We start from the raw sequence: 2964 nt of genomic DNA on the forward strand, positions 1-2964 counted from the left end.
CCTTCACGCTGCCCATGGGCACCTAAATTAACCAGTACGCCCAAGTCTTGCAGCTCTTTTGCTACACGTGCGTTATTAAAGTGATTATAGTGATGATCAGGCGCTTTTACGCGGCGCATAGAGCGCGGTAATAATTGATTTTTAGGCACAAATTTACTTAAACGTGGGTGGTTCCACACATCCGTTTTATCATACCAATAGTTTTCACCCCATATACCTCCGTAAGCAACAACTAATGTAGGTGTATAGCCTACATCACTTTGCGACCATAACTGTTTTATATCATCGTAAATATGCTCAACAGGAATAGAATGTTCAATACCTGTGTGGCCATCAACCACCATACTTAAGTTATGTTGCAATAATGAGCCGCCTTCTGGCACTACCATCATTTCAAGTTCACGCCCGGCTTCAATTACTTGCTGGCGCTGCTCACGCCGTGGTTGGTTATACGATTTAACACTAAACGCCCCCACTTTTTTAAGTCGCTCTAAATGAAATTTAGCATCCTCTAACGAATCTATGTGTGACGTATAACCCGGCATATTTGCGCCATATAAAATAGTCCCAGTTGAGAAAATACGCGGGCCAACAATCATCCCTGCCTTTTGCATTTCACTGGCAGTAAATATTTCTGTTGTATCATTTGATGGGTCATGAATTGTAGTGACACCCAGCGCTAAACCTGCAAAGTTTTTCCAATTTTGCTGTGGAATTATTTCATCACTTGCTTGAGAGCCATGTGCATGCGCATCAACAATACCAGGCATAATCGTTTTACCTGTTACATCAATTACTTTTGCATCTTTTGGTATGGTTACTTCATTAACTGTACCAATTGATTTGATGTGCTTGCCATCTGTAATTATCACACCATTTTCGATGACCTTTTCGCCATCCATGGTAATAATTTTTGCGCCTTTTAACGCAATCATGCCTTTAGGCTCAGCCATTTTTTTACTAAAACCAATGCGTTCACCGCTTTTTACTTTAAAGTCAGCATCTTCGGCTTTATTAATTGCAAACATTCCCTCTAAACTTGCATGGTAAAGCTCTGGGCCTAAAGTCCAATAAAGCGTATTGCTTTTAGTATTCCAGCTAATGTTTTCACCCGCACGAGCAGACAATTGCTCTATAGGGAACTGGCTATCCTTAGGGCTTATATTAATTGTTGAGCCACTTTCTACAAAAGGTGTTACAAACACTTTAAACCGCTCAGCAAACGCTAAATATTTACCATCTGGTGAAACTCTAAATTCAGTTGCATGCTCAGACTCATAAAGCTTACGTATTTTTTTACTTTTAAGATCTACTACGCTAAGCGTTGGTTTTGGCCATGGGCTCATAATAAAAACGCGATCACTTTCATCACCAAACTGTGGTTGATACCCGCTTTTAGAAATCAGCTCACTTTTACCACCTTTAACGCTTACGCTATAAATGCCTGGGTTTAAAGACCACTTAGGGTTCAATATGCTGCCACCTGTGGCTTTTCGGTACACAACCGTTTTACCATTTGGGCTAAATGTTGGCTCTACATACTTACCAGGCTCTGTGGTAATCGTATCGCCACGTCCGCTGCGCGACGATACAACGCGTACCGTGCCTTGCTTGTTATCATTCCAAGTGGTGTATACGATTTTTTTACCATCACGAGAGTATTGCGGGAATAACTCATAATGCTCACTTTGTTTAGTTAAACGTTTAATCTTACCCGACTCTAGATCACGTTTATAAATATAACCAAGTGCTTCAAAAATGGCCGTTTCGCCATCAGGGCTTACCTGTACATTTCGTAGCATTTTTACATCAAACTCGTCGGTATCTAAGTTTTGTGTAAATCGCACTGCTTTTTGAATTTTTTTACTGGTTTCTACTTTAAATGCAACGGTGCTAACTGACTTGTCGCTAACGTCTAACTTATGAATAGTACCACCAGCCCAAAAAACGAGTTCTTCGTTATCTGGCGTCCATGCAATGGTTGGATAAACACCATGAATTGCCCACGTTTCTTGCATGTCACGCTCAAGTTTATCGTAAAGCTTAGTGTGCTCGCCGCTGCTTAAATCGTATAAATAAAGGCTGGTTTGAAAGTCATCGCGCTTAATGTATGCTAACTTTTTACCATCGGGTGACGGTGTGGGCCTTATAGCTCCCCCCATAATGTCAATAACAGTTTCTATCTCGCCCGTTGCACGGTCGTAGCGTTTAATTTTATAAATACCGGCTACTGAATCTTTTGAATAATGAAAAGTTTTACCAGGCGTTGCATCATGTGAAAAGTAAACATAACGCCCATCTGGGGAGAACATTGGCTCACCTAAATCTTTTTGATCGTTCTCGCGCTTAGTAAGCTGTACACCTTTACCACCCGCCTTATGATAAAGCCACACCTCACCAGCTCCCAGCGAGCGGCTTGCAGTAAAGTGTTTACGTGCAACTAAGTAATCGCCATCAGGGCTCCATGCGGGGCTGTTTAAAAGCCTAAAGGTTTCATCAGTAACCGCGTGTTGATTTTCGCCATCTAAGTCCATTGTCCAAATATTATCGCCGCCACCTTGATCTGACGTAAACGCAATACTTTTACCATTGGGACTAAAGCGAGGCTGCATTTGCCATGCAATATCAGAGGTGAGTTTTGTTGCTGTACCGCCCCCCATTGGCATAGTGTAAATATCACCGAGCAGGTCAAACACAACTGTTTTTCCATCCGGGCTTACATCAATATTCATCCATGTGCCTTGTTCAACGCTAATTGCAGCGTCAACAAACTGGCCTTTAGGAGAATCTACTTGCCATTTTTGTTCATCTTTTTCGGCAGCATTTACATGCCCTAGAGCCAATGACACTGAAAGTGCCAATATTGTATGAAGCATTTTTTTCATGCGTTTCTCGCTTGTTATTGTTGCAGTTAAATCTATTTTACATGATTGCAACAAAAACAAGCCTAACTTGCCAGCGTTA

The 2964-nt window shown here is 41.6% G+C and carries 1 protein-coding gene; it reads right to left on the reverse strand.

The window, feature by feature from the left end; genetic code table 11:
• A partial coding sequence (locus CWC11_RS20025; RefSeq protein WP_138684103.1) for a PD40 domain-containing protein occupies positions 1-2885 on the reverse strand: 2885 nt, incomplete at its 3' end.
• Positions 2886-2964 lie beyond the last annotated feature (79 nt).

The sequence above is a fragment of the Pseudoalteromonas sp. S3178 genome, from assembly GCF_005886985.1.
Lineage (GTDB): Bacteria > Pseudomonadota > Gammaproteobacteria > Enterobacterales > Alteromonadaceae > Pseudoalteromonas > Pseudoalteromonas carrageenovora.